A 19,025-nucleotide genomic window follows, 5' to 3' on the forward strand; every position below is an offset into this window, starting at 1 on the left:
CGCCCCTTCGGCCACCGCCTCCCGCACATCCCGCCCCCCACGCCCCGCCCCTCTTTCCCGTGCCCAGCTCAAGCGACCGGAGCGCGCCGGAACGTCTCCGTGGATTGAGCAGTACTACACCTCTCCATGACAGCCACGATCGCTAGGGTTGTCCCATGACCGCACTGCCCGACTGGATGCGTCCGCCACGCGCGGAGGGCTGGTTCGCGGAGGACCTGGACCGCCTCCCCGAGGCGCCCCGCCACACCGAGCTCATCGACGGAGCACTCGTCTTCATGATGTCGCCCCAGCGTGCCTGGCACGGCCGCCTCGTCACCGCCCTGACCACCACACTCATGGCGCAGGCGCCGGCCGGCTTCGAGGTCGAACGGGAGATGACGATCCGCCTCGACGCCCGCAACCGCCCCGAGCCGGACCTCTTACTGACGGACCTGCCCTACGAACCCGACCGCACCTGGTACGCCCCGGAGAACGTGAAACTCGTCGTCGAGGCCGTCTCCCCCGAATCCGCCCACCGCGATCGCACCGTAAAGCTCCGCAAGTACGCCGAGGCCGGCATCCCGCACTACTGGTGCATCGAAGATGAGGACGGGGCACCCGTCGTCCACGTCTATGAGCTCGACGAACCCACCGGCGCATACGCGCCCGCCGGCATCTTCCGCGGCACCCTCCAGCGCCCCGTGCCCTTCGAGATCAGCCTGGACCTCGACAGGCTCACACCGCCCCGAAGCAGCTGAAAAGTCAGCACCGAGCCAGCACGGGAATGCGCAAGGGGTCGGACTCGACAGAGCCCGACCCCTTCTGTACTGCACATTCGATCAATCAGGTAACGCACAGTACGCACATGGCTACACGTTGAAGCGGAACTCCACCACGTCGCCGTCCTGCATGACGTACTCCTTGCCCTCCATGCGGGCCTTGCCCTTCGCGCGGGCCTCGGCCACCGAGCCGCATTCGACCAGGTCGGCGAAGGAGATGATCTCCGCCTTGATGAAGCCGCGCTGGAAGTCGGTGTGGATGACACCGGCCGCCTCGGGGGCGGTGGCGCCCTTCTTGATCGTCCAGGCGCGGGTTTCCTTCGGGCCTGCCGTCAGGTAGGTCTGGAGGCCCAGGGTGGCGAAGCCGACGCGGCCCAGCGTGGCCATGCCCGGCTCCTCCTGGCCGACGGACTGGAGGAGCTCGAGGGCCTCGTCGTCCTCCAGCTCGATGAGCTCCTGCTCCAGCTTCGCGTTCAGGAAGATGGCCTCGGCGGGGGCGACCAGCGCGCGCTGCTCCTCCTTGAAGGCCTCGTCCGTCAGCTCGTCCTCGTCGACGTTGAAGACGTAGAGGAAGGGCTTCGTGGTGAGGAGGTGCAGCTCGTGGAGGAGGTCGCCCTGCTCCGTGCCCTTGGCGATGCCCTTCGAGAAGAGCGTGTCGCCCGCTTCGAGGATCTTCTTCGCCTCCAGGACGGCCGCGAGGACCGCGACCTTCTCCTTCTGGAGGCGGGACTCCTTCGTCAGGCGCGGCTCCGCCTTCTCGATCGACTGGAGGTCGGCGAGGATCAGCTCGGTGTTGATCGTCTCGATGTCGTCCTTGGGCGAGACCTTGCCGTCGACGTGGACGACGTTCTCGTCCTTGAAGGCGCGGATGACCTGGCAGATCGCGTCCGACTCGCGGATGTTCGCGAGGAACTTGTTGCCGAGGCCCTCGCCCTCCGAGGCGCCGCGCACGATGCCGGCGATGTCGACGAAGTCCACGGTCGCGGGAAGGATCTTCTGGGACCCGAAGATGCCCGCGAGGACGGCCAGGCGGGCGTCGGGGACACCGACGACGCCGACGTTGGGCTCGATCGTGGCGAACGGGTAGTTGGCCGCCAGCACGTCGTTCTTGGTCAGGGCGTTGAACAGGGTCGACTTGCCGACATTCGGCAGACCGACGATTCCGATCGTGAGCGACACGGTGGCGACTTCCTGAAGTGCGGATGGGGGGCCGATCCCCCAGTTTACGGGCGGCCCGAACCGGCCAGTGACGCCGACCTTCGGTCGTTCTCGGGGGCAAGGTCACCCAAAGGGCGTGTCCCGGACCCGGTTCCCGCCCCTTCCCGACCTACGTTGGTGGAGTGGAGCAGCACAGGACAAGTCAGCCGCAAGGCCGCCGACGGCCGCAAACCCCCGTCGCGCCGCCCGTGACGCCGCCCGGCGCGCTCGTCGAGGGCGCGGCCGTGTACCGCGTGACCGGCAGGGCCCGGCGGTTCCCCGGCGGCGCCCGCGTCGAGCGGGCCGGGACCGTGGGGCCCACGGGGAAGGCGGGCGGGCGGCCCGTGCCTCCCGTCGTCCTCGCGCTGCGGCGGCTTCCCTCGCCCCGGCTCACCGGGCTCGGCGCCGGGCTCTTCGCCTCCGCCGTCATGCTGACGCTCGGCTTCCTCGACCGGCTGCTGCTCGACGGCTCCCCCGTCGCGTACGGGCTGCTGTTCCTGCCGGTCAGCGCCCTGACCGCGCTGTGGGTCCGTACCGCCGACCTCGTCACCGCCCCGATCGGCGTGCCCATCGCCTTCGCCGTCGGTGTCGTGCCCATCGCGGGCGGCTCCGGCGGCCTCGGCGGCCAGGCCATGGCGGTCGTGACCGCCCTCGCCGTGCACGCCGGCTGGCTGTACGGCGGCACCCTCGTCGCCGGGCTCATCGCGAGCGTACGGAAGGTGCGGGAGATGGGGCGGCGTCACGCCGTTCGGACGGCCCCCGGCCCGGATCCGGCCCCCGCCTCGGCTTCCTCGGCGGCCGGCGCGGCCGGTGAGGGGCCCCGTGGACGGGGCGGGGCGGGCGGGGCCGGCAGCGGCCCGCGCCGTCGTCCCGTGGGCTGATCGGAACCGGTCGGGTCCGGTCACCGGCTGCCGTCGCCCCGGCTGCCGTCGCCCGCCCCTCTCACGTACGCGCCGCCCTCACGCCCCCGCCCTCCCCGCCGCCGCCATCCCCGCCCCCACGATGCCCGCGTTGTTCTGCAGTTCCGCCGGGACGATCTCCGCCCGGATGCCCTCGATCAGCGGCAGGAACCTGTCGGCCTTCCGGCTCACCCCGCCGCCGATGATGAACAGCTCGGGCGAGAACAGCATCTCGACGTGCGCGAGGTACTTCCGCACGCGGCGCGTCGCCCAGTGTTCCCAGCTGAGGTCCTCGTCCTCCTTGGCCTTCGTCGACGCCCTGGTCTCCGCGTCGTGGCCCTTGAGTTCCAGGTGGCCCAGCTCCGTGTTGGGGACGAGGCGGCCGTCGACGAAGACGGCCGAGCCGATGCCGGTGCCGAGGGTCAGCAGGATCACGGTGCCCTTGCGGCCGCGGCCCGCTCCGAAGGTCATCTCGGCGATCCCGGCCGCGTCCGCGTCGTTCAGCACGGTCACCGGGAGGCCGCCGAGGCGGGCGCCGATGAGCGTGCCGGCGTCGACCCCGATCCAGGACCGGTCGACGTTCGCGGCCGTACGGATCGTGGAGCCCGTGACCACGCCGGGGAAGGTCACCCCCACCGGGCCCGTCCAGCCGAAGTGCTCCACCACCTCCGCGACACAGCCCGCCACACCGTCGGGTGTGGCGGGCTGCGGGGTCAGCACCTTGTGGCGCTCCTCGGTGAGCGCGCCGCGCTCCAGGTCCACAGGGGCGCCCTTGATGCCCGAGCCGCCGATGTCCACTCCGAAGACGTTCATGGACCCCACGGTAAGGGCTGGGGCGCGGTGTTACTCCTTGACCGGCCCGGCCGCGAGGAGCTTCGCCGCCTCGGCCCGCAGGTCCTTGTTGCGGAGCTCCTTGGGCAGCGAGAAGGTGAGCGACTCGTCGGCGGTCTTGACGATCTCCACGTCGGCGTAACCGCGCTCGGAGAGCCACTCCAGGACCTCCTGCACCAGGATGTCCGGGACGGAGGCGCCGGAGGAGAGGCCGACGCTGGTGACGCCCTCCAGCCAGGCCTCGTCGATCTCGCTCGCGAAGTCGACGAGGTACGCGGCGGGGACGCCGGCCTGCTTGGCGACCTCGACCATGCGGATCGAGTTCGAGGAGTTCTTCGAGCCGACGACGATGACCAGCTCGGCCTGACCGGCGAGCTCCTTGATCGCGATCTGACGGTTCTGCGTGGCGTAGCAGATGTCGTCGGACGGCGGGGAGATCAGCTGCGGGAACTTCTCCTTCAGCGCGTCGACCGTCTCCATCGTCTCGTCGACGGACAGCGTGGTCTGGGAGAGCCAGACGACCCTGGACGGGTCGCGGACCTCGATCTTGGCGACGTCGCCCGGGCCGTCGACGAGCTGGATGTGGTCGGGGGCCTCGCCGGAGGTGCCGATGACCTCCTCGTGGCCCTCGTGGCCGATGAGGAGGATGTCGAAGTCCTCGTTGGCGAAGCGGACCGCTTCCTTGTGGACCTTGGTGACGAGCGGGCAGGTGGCGTCGATCGTCTTGAGTTGGCCCTGGCGGGCCTCCTCGTGGACGGTCGGAGCGACGCCGTGGGCGGAGAACATCACGATGTTGCCCGGCGGCACCTCGGTCGCCTGGTCGACGAAGATGGCGCCCTTCCGCTCCAGGGTCTGGACGACGTACTTGTTGTGGACGATCTCGTGCCGGACGTAGATCGGCGCCCCGTACTGCTCCAGGGCCTTCTCCACCGCGATCACGGCACGGTCCACGCCCGCGCAGTAGCCGCGGGGGGCGGCGAGCAGGACACGCTTCGGACGGTTCGTCGCGGGGGCGGACTCGGGCGTCGGCGCGGGCATCGCAGTCATGGGTCCCATCGTAAGGCCGCGTCGGTGAGCGGTTTGATCGGCGCCTTGGCCGAAACTGTCGCCATGGCCGAGGAATCACAGGTGGCGGGGCGCGAGGACCACACGGGACTCCGACGGAATCTAGGGTTCCGGGACCTGGTCGTCTACGGGCTGCTCTTCATCGCGCCCATGGCGCCGGTCGGGGTCTTCGGGACGCTGGACGCCAAGTCCGGCGGCGCGGTCGCACTCGTGTACGTCGTGGCCACCGTCGCCATGGCGTTCACGGCCTTCAGTTACGCGCAGATGGTGCGGGTCGCTCCGCAGGCCGGCTCCGTCTTCACGTACGCCCGCAAGGGCCTCGGGGAAGGGCCGGGATTCATCGCGGGCTGGATGGCGATGCTCGACTACCTGCTGATCCCCGCCGTCGCGTACCTCTTCGCGGGCATCGCGATGGAGGCGCTGGTCCCGGAGGTGGACCGGTGGGTGTGGACCGGGATCGCCGTCGTCGTCACCACCCTGCTGAACCTCTGGGGCGTACGGGCGGCCGCCCGGGTCGGTTTCGCGGTGCTCGCGATGGAGATCGTCGTCCTGCTGGTCTTCGTCGTCTCCGCCGTGGTGGTGCTCGTACGGGACGGGGCACGGCGCGACTGGTGGTCGCCGCTCACCGGCGACGTCTCGTTCTCGCTGGCCGCCGTGCTGGGCGCGGTGTCCGTGGCCGTCCTCTCCTACCTGGGCTTCGACGCCATCGCCTCCTTCGCCGAGGAGGTCACGGGCGGCTCGGCGAAGGTGGCGCGGGCGGTGCTGTTCTGCCTGGCCCTGGCGGGCGTCCTCTTCGTGGCGCAGTCCTGGCTGGTCGCGCTCCTCGAACCGGTCTCCTCGGCCGAACTCGCCGCTGATCCCGGAAAGCAGGGCTCCGCCTTCTACGACGCCGTGGACGTCTCGGTCGGCGGCTGGCTGCACGACCTCGTGGCCGTCTCCAAGGCGATCGGCGCGGCCTTCGCGGCGCTCGCGGGGCAGGCGGCCGGCGGCCGGCTGCTGTTCGCGATGGGCCGCGACCGGCGCCTGCCGCACGCGCTCGCCCGGACGGACGCGGGCGTGCCGCGGGTGGCGCTGCTCGTGGCGGCGACGGTCACGATGGTGGCGGCGGTGTGGGCGGCCCGCCGGGACGACGGCCTCGACCACCTGGTGTCGGTGGTCGACGTCGGCGCGCTGACGGCCTTCGTCCTGCTGCACGCGAGCGTGGTGGGCTGGTTCGCGGTACGGAGGGCGGAGGGCGAGCCGAACTGGCTGAAGCACGTCGTCCTTCCCGTCGTGGGGGCGGCGATCCTGATCGCGGTCATCGTCGAGGCCTCGCCCGAGGCCCAGCTCGTGGGCGTGGTGTGGCTGGGCGTGGGCCTGGTCGTCCTGGCCGTCCAGGGAGCGACGCGGACGCCGGCGGGGCGCTGACGTCGCCGTACCGCGCCTGCCGGTGCCGCGAGACGGGCGGCTCGTCTCGTGCTCGACGCGCGCCTACCGGGTGCCGCCCGCCGCGCGGCGCGGCCTCCGCGCGCCCCTGACGTTGTCGTACCGCCCGGTTACGCTCGGTCCATGGCTCTGACTACGTCCGCCGAAGCACCGCTTCCCGTCGGTGAGGTCTCCCGCCTGATCGGGGGGTGGATCGACCGGCTCGGGGCGATCTGGGTCGAGGGGCAGATCACGCAGCTGTCCCGGCGCCCCGGCGCCGGGGTCGTGTTCCTGACGCTGCGGGACCCCTCCCACGACATCTCGATCGGCGTCACCTGCTACCGCCAGGTCTTCGACGCCGTCGCGGACATCGTGTCGGAGGGCGCCCGGGTCGTCGTGCACGCGAAGCCCGAGTGGTACGCGCCGCGCGGGCAGCTGTCGCTGCGGGCGGTGGAGATCAAGCCGGTCGGGATCGGCGAGCTGCTCGCCCGCCTGGAGCAGTTGAAGCGGTCCCTGGCGGCCGAAGGGCTCTTCGCGCTCGACCGGAAGAAGCCGCTGCCGTTCCTGCCGCACCGGATCGGGCTCGTCTGCGGCCGCGCCTCGGCGGCGGAGCGGGACGTCCTGGAGAACGCGCGGCGCCGCTGGCCCGCCGTCGCCTTCGAGGTGCGGAACGTCGCGGTGCAGGGCGTGAAGGCGGTTCCGCAGGTCGTCCAGGCGGTCAAGGAGCTCGACGCGCACGACGACGTGGACGTGATCATCGTCGCCCGTGGCGGCGGCAGCGTCGAGGACCTGCTGCCCTTCTCGGACGAGCAGCTCGTCCGGGCCGTCGCCGACTGCCGTACGCCGGTGGTGTCGGCGATCGGCCACGAACCGGACTCGCCCCTCCTCGACCTGGTGGCCGACCTGCGCGCCTCGACGCCGACGGACGCGGCCAAGAAGGTCGTGCCCGACGTGGGCGAGGAGCTGGAGCGGGTCCGCGGGCTGCGGGACCGGGCCCTGCGGACGGTACGAGGGCTGCTCGACCGGGAGGAGCGCGGCCTGGCACAGACGCTCGCGCGGCCCGTCATGGAGCATCCGCAGCGCATGGTCGAGGTCCGCGCGGACGAGGTGGCCGCGCTCCTCGCCCGGAGCCGGCGCGTCCTCGGGCACCTCCTGGACCGGGCGGACTCCGAGCTGTCGCACACCCGGGCACGGGTCCGGGCGCTCTCGCCCGCGGCGACGCTGGAGCGGGGGTACGCGGTGCTCCAGCGGGCGGACGGCGCGGTGGTCCGCTCCCCGGACGAGGTCGCGGACGGCGAGGAGCTGCGGGCGCGGGTCGCGGAGGGCGAGTTCGCGGTGCGGCGCGTGGGCGATCCCGTCTGAGAGCCGACGGCGGACAGAGATGATGATCTAGGTGATCTAGGTGATCTAGATCCGGACGTTTTCGAGTGAGAACCGGACACGGTGGATGGAGCGGCATGGCAGCGGGAACGGGTACGGGAGCGGGTACGGACGAGGCCGCGCTCGGGTACGAGCAGGCGCGTGACGAGTTGATCGAGGTCGTCCGGCGCCTCGAGGCGGGCGGTACGTCCCTGGAGGACTCCCTCGCGCTCTGGGAGCGGGGCGAGGAGCTGGCGAAGGTCTGCCGGCGCCGGCTCGAGGGTGCGCGGGCCCGGCTCGACGCCTCGCTGGCGGCCGAGCGTGCCGCCGAGGCCGCGGAGGCGGGCGGCGGGGACGAGTAGCCCTGCCGTAGACTCCGAGTGAAGCGGATCACTATCCGGATGGATTAGTTGAAGTTTCATCAATCATGGGCGTACTGTCGAGACATCGCTTGAACGTTGTACGAGCGACTCCCCTTTGCAGTCCGGAAGGTACGCAGCATGTCTCTCGCCCTTGACCCCGCCGCCCAGGACCTCCTCTTCCGTGAGGCCCGCACCGCCAACACGTTCACCGACGAGCCGGTGACCGACGAGCAGGTCCAGGCGATCTACGACCTGGTGAAGTACGGCCCCACCGCCTTCAACCAGACCCCGCTGCGCATCACCCTGGTCCGCTCCCCCGAGGCCCGTGAGCGCCTGGTCAAGCACATGGCCGAGGGCAACCAGTCCAAGACCGCCTCGGCCCCGCTCGTCGCGATCCTCTCCGCCGACAACGAGTTCCACGAGGAGCTCCCGAGCCTGCTGCCGCACTTCCCGCAGGCCAAGGACATGTTCTTCGCCGAGCGCCCGGTCCGCGAGAGCGCCGCGCTGCTGAACGCCGCCCTCCAGGCCGCGTACTTCATCGTGGGCGTCCGCGCCGCCGGCCTGGCCGCGGGCCCGATGACCGGCCTCGACTTCGACGGTGTCCAGAAGGAGTTCCTGGACGACGACCACACCCCGCTGATGGTCGTCAACATCGGCAAGCCGGGCGAGGACGCCTGGTTCCCGCGCTCCCCGCGCCTCGCCTACGAGGACGTCGTCACCACCGTCTGATCCGCACGACGGCGCCCCGAGGGCGACGCCCGACGGCATGCGAGAGGCCCCGCACTCAGGGAGTGCGGGGCCTCTCGCATGTGCCGGGTCGCCCGGCTCAGACCTTCTTCGATCGCAGTGAGCCCGCCATCTCGGCCAGCCGCTCGAAGGAGGCCGTGCCGGTCACGACCGTCGTCGCCTTGCCGTCCACACGGACGAGCGCGTCGTACTTCGGGCCCTCCCAGCGCTGCCAGACCTGGCCGGCCACCGTCTGGGTCTTCCCGGTGTTCTTCGCCCGCTGCGTCACGTCCGGCACATAGGTGCCCGGCGCCGCCGTCGACTGGTGGATCGCCACGTACTGCGTGTCCGGGGAGAGGAAGCCGAGCTGCCAGGCGTCGGCACTGTCACGCTTGTACGAGACGACCGTCGCCTTCCACCCCTCACCCAGACCCTCGGGGGCCAGCACCGGGTAGGGCGCCGCCCGCTGGGCCGTCAGGAGCTCGACCCGGTAGTCCTTCGCCTTGACCGGTTCGGCGCTCTCGTCGTGTGGGATGAAGAGATACATGACCCCCGCGGCGATCAAGATCACCCCGAGGGACTGGAACATCCCGCGTACCGTCTGCCTACCTCGCATACCTGCCACGGCACCATGGTCGCATCATGGTGCCGTGCTCATACGTGGGCCCCTCTGCTCATTTTGTCGACGTACCGATAGAGTCACAGCACCCTCTTTTCCCGGCCGTCGCCGTACAGAAAGGTGCGTTCCGATGACCGAGCACCATCATCTGCCGCCCGAGCTCGTCGTCTCCCCCGAGGCTCCCGACCGCAACCTCGCCCTGGAGCTGGTCCGCGTCACCGAGGCCGCCGCCATGGCCGCCGGACGCTGGGTCGGTCGCGGCGACAAGATCGGCGCGGACGGCGCGGCGGTCAACGCCATGCGGACCCTGATCTCCACCGTCTCGATGAACGGCGTGGTCGTCATCGGCGAGGGCGAGAAGGACGAAGCCCCCATGCTCTTCAACGGCGAGCGGGTCGGCGACGGCACCGGCGCCGAGGTCGACATCGCCGTCGACCCGATCGACGGCACCACGCTCAACGCCAAGGGCATGCCCAACGCGATCGCCGTCCTGGCCGCCGCCGACCGCGGCTCCATGTTCGACCCGTCCGCGGTCTTCTACATGGACAAGCTGGTCACCGGCCCCGAGGCCGCCGACTTCGTCGACATCAACGCCCCCGTCTCGGTGAACATCCGCCGGGTCGCCAAGGCGAAGAACTCCTCGCCCGAGGACATCACGGTCGTCATCCTGGACCGCCCCCGCCACGAGGGCATCGTCAAGGAGATCCGCGAGACCGGCGCCCGGATCAAGTTCATCTCGGACGGCGACGTCGCCGGCTCGATCATGGCCGTCCGCGAGGGCACCGGCGTCGACATGCTCATGGGCATCGGCGGCACCCCCGAGGGCATCATCTCCGCCTGCGCCATCAAGTGCCTCGGCGGCGTGATCCAGGGCAAGCTGTGGCCGAAGGACGACGCCGAGCGGCAGAAGGCGCTCGACGCGGGCCACGACCTGGACCGGGTGCTCTCCACCGACGACCTGGTCGGCGGCGACAACGTGTTCTTCGTCGCGACCGGCATCACCGACGGCGAGCTGCTGCGCGGAGTCCGCTACCGCGCCGAGACGGCGACCACCCAGTCGCTCGTCATGCGCTCGAAGTCCGGCACGATCCGCCAGATCGACTCCACGCACCGGCTCTCGAAGCTGCGCGCGTACAGCAAGATCGACTTCGACCGCGCGAAGTAACCGCCGGCCGGACGTCCGACGACGGTACGAAGAGGGGCGCCCCCATGTGCGGTGGGGGCGCCCCTTCCCGTACGGACGGGACCCGGGACCGCGGAACGACGACTCAGCCCGCCTGGGCGATCCGCTCGGTCGTGGCCGCCTTCCGCAGCTCCACCTCGCGCCGCCGGCGCCGGGCGAGGGCGACGCGGCGCTCCGCCGCGGTGAGCCCGCCCCACACCCCGTACGGCTCGGGCTGGAGCAGCGCGTGCTCCCGGCACTCGACCATCACGGGACAGCGCCCGCAGACCCGCTTCGCCGCCGCCTCACGCGCGAGGCGCGCGGCGGTCGGCTCCTTGGAGGGGGCGAAGAAGAGCCCGGCCTCGTCCCGGCGGCACACCGCCTCCGCGTGCCAAGGCCCGGCCTCGTCCTCCCGCGCAGGGGCACGCTGAGGGGGGACAGCGGCGACCTGGAGGGGCTGATGCGGCAGTTGCAGCACGGTCTACTCCTGACGACGACTTCGCGAGCGAGCGGCGATGCACCAGCCCTACCCGCTGTGCGGGCGCCTATGCACTGCGTGCCGTCCGGTTCCGCACTGCGGATACCCGAGGACGAATTCCGGTCACCCTGACCACCCCGGTAACCAGCGCCACCCCGGCGCCGCCCCCGGCCTCAGTGGCCCAGGTGCTTGCGCAGCTTGTCCTGGAGGTCGGTGATCCACTTGCCGCGCTTGGGTCGCGCCTCGACGTTCCCGAAGACCGAGTAGCCGTTGATGACGACGACGGGGGCCTGCGGGTCGACGCCCTCCAGGGTCACGACCTCGAAGTTGCCGAAGATCCCGCTGCCGCTGCCGCGCAGGCTGATGTTCTCCGGGACCCGCACCTCCACGTTGCCGAAGATCGACGTGGCGTTGATGGTGGTGAGGCGCTGTTCGAAGATCGCCTCGGTCAGGTCGATCTCGATGTTCCCGAAGAGGGCGAAGGCGTTCGTCCGCCGGCTCACCCGCCAGCGCCCCCTGCGGGTGTTGCTGGAGAAGATCGCGACGAGGTTCTCGGCGGGGCCGTCGGCGCCGTCCGGGCCGTACCCGTAGGCCGGCTCGGGCTCCTGGTGCCGGGTCCTGGCGCCCGGCAGGTCGCGGACGATCGGCTCCAGCTCCCCGACGGTCTTGGCCCGGTACACCGCGTCGATCCGGTCCGAGTGCTCCTCGGGGTCGAGCCGCCCCTCGGCCAGGGCGTCCCTGAGGATGTCCGCGATCCGGTCCCGGTCCGCGTCGGACGCGCGCAACGAGCCCTGCGGGTCGGCGAGAAGGGGCTCGGCGGGGGCGGTCTCGGCGGGCGGCGCCGAGCGCTGCGGGCGGGGCTGCTCTTCGGAGTCGGGCTTCTTTTCGAGGTCCACGGAGCCAGCCTAGCGAAACGCGATAGATCGCGACCAGAGGGCGGGGCCGGGCCTGTGGACGGAGTCCGGGAGCCGCCCGAGCGGAACACGACACTCCGGCGTGGTCGGGGCGCCAAGTGAGCCTTACCTCACAGGACCGGCGCACGGGCCGCGTTCTACGCTGGAAGGCGCACCGCCAATGGAGGCGGTGCGCCGTCTTGCCGAGTGAGGAATGGCCCCCATGCCAGAGTTTGCGTACTCCGATCTGCTCCCCCTGGGAGAGGACACCACGCCCTACCGCCTGGTGACCTCCGAAGGTGTCTCCACCTTCGAGGCCGACGGCCGTACGTTCCTCAAGGTCGAGCCGGAGGCGCTGCGCCGCCTGGCCGCCGAGGCGATCCACGACATCCAGCACTTCCTGCGCCCGGCCCACCTGGCCCAGCTGCGGCGGATCATCGACGACCCGGAGGCGTCGGGCAACGACAAGTTCGTCGCGCTCGACCTGCTGAAGAACGCGAACATCGCCGCCGCCGGCGTCCTGCCCATGTGCCAGGACACGGGCACGGCGATCGTCATGGGCAAGCGCGGCCAGAACGTGCTGACCTCCGGCCGTGACGAGGAGGCCCTGTCGAAGGGCGTCTACGACGCGTACACCAAGCTCAACCTGCGGTACTCGCAGATGGCCCCGGTCACCATGTGGGAGGAGAAGAACACCGGCTCGAACCTGCCCGCGCAGATCGAGCTGTACGCGACCGACGGCGGCGCGTACAAGTTCCTCTTCATGGCCAAGGGCGGCGGCTCCGCCAACAAGTCCTTCCTCTACCAGGAGACCAAGGCGGTCCTGAACGAGGCCTCCATGATGAAGTTCCTGGAGGAGAAGATCCGTTCGCTCGGCACGGCGGCCTGCCCGCCGTACCACCTGGCGATCGTCGTCGGCGGCACCAGCGCCGAGTTCGCGCTCAAGACCGCGAAGTACGCCTCCGCGCACTACCTGGACGAGCTGCCCACCGAGGGCTCGGCCGAGACCGGCCACGGCTTCCGCGACAAGGAGCTGGAGGAGAAGGTCTTCGAGCTGACGCAGAAGATCGGCATCGGCGCGCAGTTCGGCGGCAAGTACTTCTGCCACGACGTCCGCGTCGTCCGCCTGCCCCGCCACGGCGCCTCGCTGCCCGTCGCGATCGCGGTGTCCTGCTCGGCCGACCGGCAGGCCGTCGCGAAGATCACCGCCGAGGGCGTCTTCCTGGAGCAGCTGGAGACCGACCCGGCGCGCTTCCTCCCGGAGACGACCGACGAGCACCTCTCCGAGGAGAGCGACGTCGTCACCATCGACCTGAACCAGCCGATGGACGACATCCTCGCCGAGCTGACCAAGTACCCGGTCAAGACCCGCCTCTCCCTCAACGGCCCGCTGGTCGTGGCGCGCGACATCGCGCACGCCAAGATCAAGGAGCGCCTGGACGCGGGCGAGGAGATGCCGCAGTACCTGAAGGACCACCCGGTCTACTACGCGGGCCCCGCGAAGACTCCCGAGGGGTACGCCTCCGGTTCCTTCGGCCCGACCACGGCGGGCCGGATGGACTCGTACGTGGAGCAGTTCCAGGCGGCGGGCGGCTCGAAGGTCATGCTGGCCAAGGGCAACCGCTCGCAGCAGGTCACGAACGCCTGCGGCAGCCACGGCGGCTTCTACCTCGGCTCGATCGGCGGCCCGGCGGCCCGGCTCGCGCAGGACTGCATCAAGAAGGTCGAGGTCGTCGAGTACGAGGAGCTCGGCATGGAGGCGGTCTGGAAGATCGAGGTCGAGGACTTCCCGGCGTTCATCGTCGTGGACGACAAGGGCAACGACTTCTTCCAGAACCCGGCTCCCGAGCCGACGTTCACGCACATCCCGGTACGGGGTCCCGGCCTCGGCTGATCCCAAGTCCCTTTCGTGAAGCCCCTGTTCCCTCCGGAACGGGGGCTTCGTCGATCTCCGCTCAGAAAGTCGCTACCGACCGGTAGCCCTCCCGACGCCTACTGGCCAGTATGGGACGCGAGCATGTCAACCACTGAGCCGGTCGACCACTCGGGAGCCCCCCATGCCCTCCGTCCGAAGCACCACCGCCACCGCCTCCGCGGTCCTCGCCCTGAGCGCGTTCCTCGTCGTCGGTCCCGCGCCCGCGGCCTCCGCCGCCGACCCGGACACCCACCTCACCTCCACCGCCGCCCTCGCGGACGTCGACTACGCGACCTGGCGCCGTGACGTGGCCGCCGTGGTCGCCGAGGCCCGCCCGTACATCGAGCGGCGCTCCGAGAACGCGGGCCGCGAGAAGCAGGCGATCGTCCTCGACATCGACAACAGCTCCCTGGAGACGGACTTCCACCCGTTCTGGGAGCTGCCCACGCCGGCCATCGCGGACGTCCGCGAGATCGTCACCGCCGCCCACGCGCGCGGGGTGGACGTCTTCTTCGTCACCGCGCGACCGGGCATCCTGCACTCCCTCACGGACTGGAACCTGAAGCAGGCCGGATACCCGGTCGACGGTCTGTACGTGCGCTCCCTGCCCGACCTGTTCGCCGAGGTCAGCGCGTACAAGACGGAGAAGCGCGCGGAGATAGAGGCCAAGGGCTACACGATCATCGCGAACATCGGCAACAACACCACCGACCTGGTCGGCGGCCACGCCGAGCGCACCTTCAAGCTGCCGGACTACGGCGGCAAGCTGTCCTGAACCGTCCCGGCACCGGCCCCGCTAGCGGGTGAGGTGGAACTCGAGGCGTGAGTAGTCGCCGTCCGGAGTCGAGCGGATGGTGCCGCGCACGTCCTTGAAGTCCCCGGTCCCGCCGGTGACGGCGATGTCGAAGGCGGCGGGCGCCTCGTCCGCCGGATCGACCGAGAGGAGCGTCTGGCCGGCGATCTGCCCACCGGGGCCGCCGGTCAGCGCGAACGTGCCGACGCACTGCAGGTCGCCAGGGCTCCCGGTGCGCACCACGGTGCAGCTCACGCCGTCCCGGCCGACCTTCTCACCGCCCTTGGTCCGGTACAGGTCGTCGGCGAACGCGAAGGAGTCCCCGACTTCGGGCGCCCGGCCGGTCTCCTCGTCCTGCCCGCCGGGGACCTCCTTGGCGTAGAGGGTGAACTCCAGATCCTCGGCCTGGGACACGGCGGAGAGCGGGGGGACCGCCGGGGCGGCGGAGACCGGGGCGACGGCGGTGAAGGCGACGGCCGCGACCGTGCAGGCGCCGAGGGCGCCGATCCTCCTGAAGCTGCGGAACATGTCCTGCCTCCTCTGGTCGGGGATCTCCCCCAGGGGTGCTCCCCCTTCCCGCCCCCGGAGGCACGCCCGCTACACATTGTCCGGCGCCCGCCCCGACTCCGCCCGTCCGGTGCGTGACGGGCCCGGAGCTACTCTGACGCGCATGAGACACCCGATACCCACCCTGGCCCCGGTCGCCGCCGCGCTGGCGGCGGGGCTGCTGCTGACCGGCTGCGGCGCTCCCGAGCCGCTGCCCGAGGTCACGCCGGGCTCCCGGCCCTCGGCGGAGCCGGCCACGGCCGCACCGGAGACCACGAAGGCACCGGCCGTCGCCGCGGCGTCGGGAAAGACGGTCGGCGGGCCGGGGACGGCGTGTGCGCTGCCGGTCTCCTTCGCGCTCGCGGAGCAGTGGGAACCGGACGCGATCAAGGACCCCGAGAATCCGGAGTTCGCCGCGCTCACCCGGCAGGGGCCCGCCGTCATCCGCTGCGAGGTGAACGCCAGGGCCGCCGGGCAGATCGGTTTCCTGCGGGTGTGGACGGCAGCCGGGAAGGGGCCCGCCAGGACCGCCCTCGAAGGCTTCGTGAAGGCCGAGGAGCACACCTCGAAGGTCGTCTACAAGGAGACCGGGGCCGGTGCGTCGCCCCTCACCGAGGTGTCGTACACCGTCTACAACGAGCTGATGGAGGAGTCGAAGGAGGAGCGGGCCTTCGCCGTCGCGACCCCCAAGGGGACGGTGATCGTGCACCTCGGCGGGCTCGACACCGACGAGCACCGGGCGATGCTGCCGGCGTACGAGCTGGCCCGTACGACGCTCAAGGTGCTCTGAGCACCCCGGAAGTGCCCCGAAGTGCCCCCGAAGTGCCCCCGAGAGCCGTCGTCGGGCGCGGCCGTGGCCCCCGTCCTGGCCGGACGGGGGCCACGGCCTTTCCTGCCGGTGGGACGGCTACGCGAAGGTCTGGCTCGCCGAGCCGTCGCAGTTCTGCAGCCGGATCTGCTGCTTCACCGCGCTCTGGGTGAGGCAGAGGCCGGTCGCGGCGGCGGGCCTGATCGTGGCGCCGTCACGGACGAACTTCTGGTTGGCGCCGCCGTGGCAGTTCCAGACGATGAGGGCCGTGCCCGCCGGGTAGGAGGTGCTGGGCACGTCCAGGCAGCGGTCCTGGGTGAGTTCGGTGTGCACCGTCCGGCGGGCGGAGTCGTACCACCAGCCCTGGTTGCGGCCGCCGTGACAGTCCCAGCCGAACACGCGGGTGCCGTTGGCGCTCTGGGCGCCGTCCACGTCGAGGCAGTTGCCGGTCGCGCCGTTCTTCAGCGGCCGGTAGACGTCGTCCCAGGCGAGCGGGAAGAGGGCCGGCCGGCCCGAGGAGTCGACGTCGGCGCAGCTCGCCTCGCGGAGGCCGGAGTCGTAGAGCTGGGTGAGGCAGGAGGCGAAGGCGGCGTGGCCGCTCCTGTTGGGGTGGAAGGACTGGCGTACGGAGTTCTCGTCGATGCCGCCGGGCTTCGAGAGGTCGATGTAGAGGCCCCGGGCCCAGGTGTCCTCCATGCAGACCTCGTGGCCGTGGAAGAGCCGCGAGTTGTCGAGGTAGACGGCTCCGGTGTTCGCGGCGACCTTGCGCATGCCGCGTTCGAAGGCGGGGACTGCGCTGTTGCGGCCCCAGACGGTGTCGGAGTCGTAGCCCATGCCGCCGCAGGCCAGCTTGCCGGAGAAGTTCGTGTTGTCGCGGAAGTCGGGGCCGATGGGGCTGGGGTAGCCCATCACGACGAGCTTGTAGTCGCCGTCGGCGTACCCGGCGTCGCGCATCACGGTCCGCAGGTCGCGCACGACCTGCTCGGTCTTGGGGACGAGCGCGTCGACGCGGGCCTGCCAGCCGGGGGCGTACTTGGGTTCACAGACGCCCTGGCTGAGGATGTAGCGCTGGACGCAGTCGGTCATGACCGGGCCGAACTGCAGGTCGTCGTTGGCGCCGGAGACGAGCAGGATCATCTTGATGCGGGTGTTGCGGGCCTTGACGGCGAGGTTGTCGCTCTGGACGAGCTCGTCGGCGTACTGCTTGGAGCCTCCGATCCGGATGTTGCCGCTGTAGGCACCGGAACAGGAGACGTTGAAGGTGAGGTCCGCGGCGATGCCGGTGCGGTGGATGGCGGCGTCCGGGGAGCGGTGGCACCAGTTGGTGGGGCCGTTGGTGGGGGGCTCGTAGGTGCCGACGCCCTCGCCGGAGATCTCGCTGTCGCCGAGGGAGATCAGGCCGGTCTTGCGCTGTGCGAGCGGGCGCTCGGCCGGGTCGCCGTAGATCCTGGTGGCCTCGGCGGCCCGGATCGCCTCGAGCTCGGGCGGCAGGGGTACGGATGCGGTCACCGCTCCCGTGCCCGTGCCGACGGCTCCGGCGGGTGCGGCGGCGGTCATCGTGCCGAGTACGGCGGCGGCCGCGGTGACGGCGGCGATGGGCCAGCGGAGTCTGTACCTGGTGCGCGTCATTGCGCCTCCTGGAAGTGGGGTTACCCACGGTTTTTACTGGTCGGTACGCATGATGGGAATACATCGAACAAGACAAGTGCTCATCTTTTTCGGGGGGTTGGGGGACTCCCCCGACGGGATCGGTGCGAGCGGTTGCGAGAGGTTGGGAAAATGAACGAAGCCGAGGACTACCGGATCGAGCACGACTCCATGGGCGAGGTGCGGGTCCCCGCGCACGCCAAGTGGCGGGCCCAGACCCAGCGGGCGGTGGAGAACTTCCCGGTCTCCGGCCAGCGCCTGGAGCGGGCCCACATCGAGGCCCTCGCCCGGATCAAGGCCGCCGCCGCCAAGGTCAACGCCGAGCTCGGGGTGATCGAGAAGGACCGCGCGGAGGCCATCGAGTCGGCGGCGGAGGAGGTCGCCGGGGGACGCTGGGACGAGCACTTCCCGGTGGACGTCTTCCAGACCGGCTCCGGCACCTCGTCCAACATGAACACCAACGAGGTGATCGCCACCCTCGCCACCGAACGGCTCCCGGAGGGCCGCGAGGTCCACCCCAACGACCACGTGAACGCCTCGCAGTCCTCCAACGACGTCTTCCCCTCCTCCATCCACATCGCGGCCACCGGCGCCGTCACCCGCGACCTGATCCCCGCCCTCGACCATCTGGCCGCCGCCCTGGAGCGAAAATCGGCCGAATTCGCGACGGTCGTGAAGTCCGGCCGTACGCATCTGATGGACGCCACCCCGGTCACCCTCGGCCAGGAGTTCGGCGGCTACGCGGCCCAGATCAGGTACGGCGTCGAGCGGCTGCGCGCCGCGCTCCCCCGGCTCGCCGAACTCCCCCTCGGCGGTACGGCGGTGGGCACCGGCATCAACACCCCGGCCGGCTTCTCCGCGGCCGTCATCGCGGAGGTCGCCCGCGCGACCGGCCTGCCGCTGACCGAGGCCCGCGACCACTTCGAGGCACAGGGCGCCCGTGACGCCCTCGTGGAGACGTCCGGGCAGCTCCGTACGGTCGCGGTCTCCCTCACCAAGATCGCCAACGATCTGCGCTGGATGTCCAGCGGACCCCGCACGGGCCTCGCCGAGATCAACCTCCCCGACCTCCAGCCCGGCTCGTCGATCATGCCGGGCAAGGTCAACCCGGTCATCCCCGAGGCGGTCCTCATGGTCGCCGCGCAGGTGACCGGAAACGACACCACGGTGGCGGTGGCGGGCGCGGCCGGGAACTTCGAGCTCAACGTCATGCTGCCGGTGATGGCCAAGAACCTCCTGGAGTCGGTACGGCTGCTCGCCAACACGTCCCGGCTGCTCGCCGACCGCACGGTGGACGGGATCACCGCCAACGTCGAGCGGGCGCGCGAGTACGCCGAGTCCTCGCCGTCCGTGGTCACCCCGCTGAACAAGTACATCGGCTACGAGGAGGCCGCCAAGGTCGCGAAGAAGTCCCTCGCCGAGCGGAAGACGATCCGCGAGGTGGTCCTCGCCTCGGGGTACGTCGAGCGCGGCGACCTCACGGTCGAGCAGCTGGACGAGGCGCTGGACGTCCTGCGGATGACACGTCCCTAGGGCCTTTCGTCTGGATCAGGCCGGACCCCG

Annotated in this window: 19 protein-coding genes; 11 read left to right on the plus strand and 8 right to left on the minus strand. The window is 70.9% G+C overall.

Annotation, left to right across the window (positions count from 1 at the left end):
• Positions 1-155: 155 nt before the first annotated feature.
• Positions 156-737, plus strand: coding sequence for a Uma2 family endonuclease (locus IO20_RS0121400; protein WP_030548669.1), 582 nt, complete (start codon positions 156-158; stop codon positions 735-737).
• A gap of 111 nt (positions 738-848) precedes the next feature.
• Here the strand turns inward: IO20_RS0121400 and ychF are convergent, their stop codons facing one another.
• The gene (gene ychF, locus IO20_RS0121405) at positions 849-1,937 is read right to left on the minus strand and encodes a redox-regulated ATPase YchF (protein WP_024760863.1); all 1,089 of its coding nucleotides are present in this window, start codon (positions 1,935-1,937) and stop codon (positions 849-851) included.
• 329 nt (positions 1,938-2,266) lie between these two features.
• Between ychF and IO20_RS36765 the strand changes: the two genes are divergently transcribed.
• The gene (locus IO20_RS36765) at positions 2,267-2,836 is read left to right on the plus strand and encodes a DUF6542 domain-containing protein (RefSeq protein WP_037636007.1); all 570 of its coding nucleotides are present in this window, start codon (positions 2,267-2,269) and stop codon (positions 2,834-2,836) included.
• A 78-nt stretch (positions 2,837-2,914) separates the two neighbouring features.
• Here IO20_RS36765 and ppgK read toward each other — a convergent pair whose 3' ends face one another.
• Positions 2,915-3,667, minus strand: a complete 753-nt coding sequence (ppgK, locus tag IO20_RS0121415) for a polyphosphate--glucose phosphotransferase (RefSeq protein ID WP_030548676.1) — start codon at positions 3,665-3,667, stop codon at positions 2,915-2,917.
• 30 nt (positions 3,668-3,697) lie between these two features.
• Positions 3,698-4,741, minus strand: a complete 1,044-nt coding sequence (locus IO20_RS0121420; protein WP_397787147.1) for a 4-hydroxy-3-methylbut-2-enyl diphosphate reductase — start codon at positions 4,739-4,741, stop codon at positions 3,698-3,700.
• A gap of 54 nt (positions 4,742-4,795) precedes the next feature.
• On the opposite strand from IO20_RS0121420, the gene IO20_RS0121425 reads away from it, so the two are divergent.
• From IO20_RS0121425 to IO20_RS0121440, 4 genes are all read left to right on the plus strand, one after another.
• Entirely contained in the window at positions 4,796-6,157 is a 1,362-nt protein-coding gene (locus tag IO20_RS0121425; protein WP_030548680.1) for an APC family permease, read from the plus strand.
• A gap of 141 nt (positions 6,158-6,298) precedes the next feature.
• Positions 6,299-7,516, plus strand: a complete 1,218-nt coding sequence (gene xseA, locus IO20_RS0121430; protein ID WP_030548687.1) for an exodeoxyribonuclease VII large subunit — start codon at positions 6,299-6,301, stop codon at positions 7,514-7,516.
• Positions 7,517-7,611: 95 nt separating this feature from the next.
• Entirely contained in the window at positions 7,612-7,875 is a 264-nt protein-coding gene (locus IO20_RS0121435) for an exodeoxyribonuclease VII small subunit (RefSeq protein WP_030548689.1), read from the plus strand.
• 138 nt (positions 7,876-8,013) lie between these two features.
• Positions 8,014-8,604, plus strand: a complete 591-nt coding sequence (locus tag IO20_RS0121440) for a malonic semialdehyde reductase (protein WP_030548692.1) — start codon at positions 8,014-8,016, stop codon at positions 8,602-8,604.
• A gap of 97 nt (positions 8,605-8,701) precedes the next feature.
• On the opposite strand, the gene IO20_RS0121445 is transcribed toward IO20_RS0121440, so the two are convergent.
• Positions 8,702-9,217 (minus strand): DUF4245 domain-containing protein, encoded by a 516-nt coding sequence (locus IO20_RS0121445; RefSeq protein ID WP_211270403.1) that lies wholly within the window; start codon positions 9,215-9,217, stop codon positions 8,702-8,704.
• A 133-nt stretch (positions 9,218-9,350) separates the two neighbouring features.
• Between IO20_RS0121445 and glpX the strand changes: the two genes are divergently transcribed.
• Positions 9,351-10,385, plus strand: coding sequence for a class II fructose-bisphosphatase (glpX, locus tag IO20_RS0121450; RefSeq protein ID WP_030223818.1), 1,035 nt, complete (start codon positions 9,351-9,353; stop codon positions 10,383-10,385).
• A 103-nt stretch (positions 10,386-10,488) separates the two neighbouring features.
• On the opposite strand, the gene IO20_RS0121455 is transcribed toward glpX, so the two are convergent.
• Positions 10,489-10,860, minus strand: coding sequence for a WhiB family transcriptional regulator (locus IO20_RS0121455; RefSeq protein ID WP_030548696.1), 372 nt, complete (start codon positions 10,858-10,860; stop codon positions 10,489-10,491).
• A 173-nt stretch (positions 10,861-11,033) separates the two neighbouring features.
• Positions 11,034-11,756, minus strand: coding sequence for a DUF1707 SHOCT-like domain-containing protein (locus IO20_RS0121460; RefSeq protein ID WP_030548698.1), 723 nt, complete (start codon positions 11,754-11,756; stop codon positions 11,034-11,036).
• A gap of 220 nt (positions 11,757-11,976) precedes the next feature.
• On the opposite strand from IO20_RS0121460, the gene IO20_RS0121465 reads away from it, so the two are divergent.
• Entirely contained in the window at positions 11,977-13,647 is a 1,671-nt protein-coding gene (locus IO20_RS0121465) for a fumarate hydratase (protein WP_030548701.1), read from the plus strand.
• Between the two features lie 163 nt (positions 13,648-13,810).
• Positions 13,811-14,443, plus strand: coding sequence for an HAD family acid phosphatase (locus tag IO20_RS0121470; RefSeq protein ID WP_030548703.1), 633 nt, complete (start codon positions 13,811-13,813; stop codon positions 14,441-14,443).
• A gap of 21 nt (positions 14,444-14,464) precedes the next feature.
• Here the strand turns inward: IO20_RS0121470 and IO20_RS0121475 are convergent, their stop codons facing one another.
• Positions 14,465-14,989 carry a hypothetical protein gene (locus IO20_RS0121475; RefSeq protein ID WP_030548704.1) on the minus strand — a complete coding sequence of 175 codons (525 nt, stop codon included), beginning with the start codon at positions 14,987-14,989 and terminating at the stop codon, positions 14,465-14,467.
• 142 nt (positions 14,990-15,131) lie between these two features.
• Between IO20_RS0121475 and IO20_RS0121480 the strand changes: the two genes are divergently transcribed.
• A complete protein-coding gene (locus IO20_RS0121480) occupies positions 15,132-15,797 on the plus strand; it encodes a lipoprotein (RefSeq protein WP_030548706.1) in 666 nt (221 codons plus the stop codon).
• A gap of 117 nt (positions 15,798-15,914) precedes the next feature.
• Here IO20_RS0121480 and IO20_RS0121485 read toward each other — a convergent pair whose 3' ends face one another.
• Positions 15,915-17,444 (minus strand): ricin-type beta-trefoil lectin domain protein, encoded by a 1,530-nt coding sequence (locus IO20_RS0121485; RefSeq protein ID WP_030548707.1) that lies wholly within the window; start codon positions 17,442-17,444, stop codon positions 15,915-15,917.
• A 150-nt stretch (positions 17,445-17,594) separates the two neighbouring features.
• On the opposite strand from IO20_RS0121485, the gene IO20_RS0121490 reads away from it, so the two are divergent.
• Positions 17,595-18,995: a class II fumarate hydratase gene (locus IO20_RS0121490; RefSeq protein WP_030548708.1), complete on the plus strand. Its 1,401-nt coding sequence runs from the start codon at positions 17,595-17,597 to the stop codon at positions 18,993-18,995.
• Positions 18,996-19,025 lie beyond the last annotated feature (30 nt).

This window comes from Streptomyces exfoliatus (assembly GCF_000725545.1).
Lineage (GTDB): Bacteria > Actinomycetota > Actinomycetes > Streptomycetales > Streptomycetaceae > Streptomyces > Streptomyces exfoliatus.

Coding starts and splice junctions, on each gene's coding strand:
- IO20_RS0121400 (WP_030548669.1), top strand. CDS start 156: ATGACCGCACTGCCCGACTGGATGCGTCCGCCACGCGCGGAGGGCTGG.
- ppgK (WP_030548676.1), bottom strand. CDS start 3,667: ATGAACGTCTTCGGAGTGGACATCGGCGGCTCGGGCATCAAGGGCGCC.
- IO20_RS0121420 (WP_397787147.1), bottom strand. CDS start 4,741: ATGGGACCCATGACTGCGATGCCCGCGCCGACGCCCGAGTCCGCCCCC.
- IO20_RS0121425 (WP_030548680.1), top strand. CDS start 4,796: ATGGCCGAGGAATCACAGGTGGCGGGGCGCGAGGACCACACGGGACTC.
- xseA (WP_030548687.1), top strand. CDS start 6,299: ATGGCTCTGACTACGTCCGCCGAAGCACCGCTTCCCGTCGGTGAGGTC.
- IO20_RS0121435 (WP_030548689.1), top strand. CDS start 7,612: ATGGCAGCGGGAACGGGTACGGGAGCGGGTACGGACGAGGCCGCGCTC.
- IO20_RS0121440 (WP_030548692.1), top strand. CDS start 8,014: ATGTCTCTCGCCCTTGACCCCGCCGCCCAGGACCTCCTCTTCCGTGAG.
- IO20_RS0121445 (WP_211270403.1), bottom strand. CDS start 9,217: ATGCGAGGTAGGCAGACGGTACGCGGGATGTTCCAGTCCCTCGGGGTG.
- glpX (WP_030223818.1), top strand. CDS start 9,351: ATGACCGAGCACCATCATCTGCCGCCCGAGCTCGTCGTCTCCCCCGAG.
- IO20_RS0121465 (WP_030548701.1), top strand. CDS start 11,977: ATGCCAGAGTTTGCGTACTCCGATCTGCTCCCCCTGGGAGAGGACACC.
- IO20_RS0121470 (WP_030548703.1), top strand. CDS start 13,811: ATGCCCTCCGTCCGAAGCACCACCGCCACCGCCTCCGCGGTCCTCGCC.
- IO20_RS0121475 (WP_030548704.1), bottom strand. CDS start 14,989: ATGTTCCGCAGCTTCAGGAGGATCGGCGCCCTCGGCGCCTGCACGGTC.
- IO20_RS0121480 (WP_030548706.1), top strand. CDS start 15,132: ATGAGACACCCGATACCCACCCTGGCCCCGGTCGCCGCCGCGCTGGCG.
- IO20_RS0121485 (WP_030548707.1), bottom strand. CDS start 17,444: ATGACGCGCACCAGGTACAGACTCCGCTGGCCCATCGCCGCCGTCACC.
- IO20_RS0121490 (WP_030548708.1), top strand. CDS start 17,595: ATGAACGAAGCCGAGGACTACCGGATCGAGCACGACTCCATGGGCGAG.